This is a genomic window from Bacillus sp. GbtcB14, from assembly GCF_019091205.1.
GTDB classification, from domain to species: domain Bacteria; phylum Bacillota; class Bacilli; order Bacillales; family Bacillaceae_G; genus Bacillus_A; species Bacillus_A cereus_AG.
In genome coordinates, this window is record NZ_JAGXJT010000338.1 from 1 (window position 1) to 231 (window position 231).

Here is a 231-nt window from a genome sequence, read left to right on the forward strand (position 1 = left end):
CTTTAACATTTTTAAGTGAAGATGGATTAGTAGATGCAATTGGACGTCCATGTGAAGGGAAATATGGCGGTCTGTGTATGGCGTACTACAATGGAGATTATCCAACAGCTCTTTATGATTATGAGCAAGAGCTTTTAGAAAGTATGAAATAAGAAGAAATAAGCTTCTACTTCTTTTGATGTAGAAGCTAGCTTCTTTCTTAAAACGGCCGGCCCTGGATAGGGAGAAATT

1 pseudogene is annotated in these 231 nt (G+C 37.7%); it reads left to right on the plus strand.

Annotated elements, in window-relative coordinates:
• Positions 1-152: pseudogene (locus tag KVT31_RS30070) on the plus strand (amidophosphoribosyltransferase); the annotation flags it as partial.
• Between the last annotated feature and the right edge of the window lie 79 nt (positions 153-231).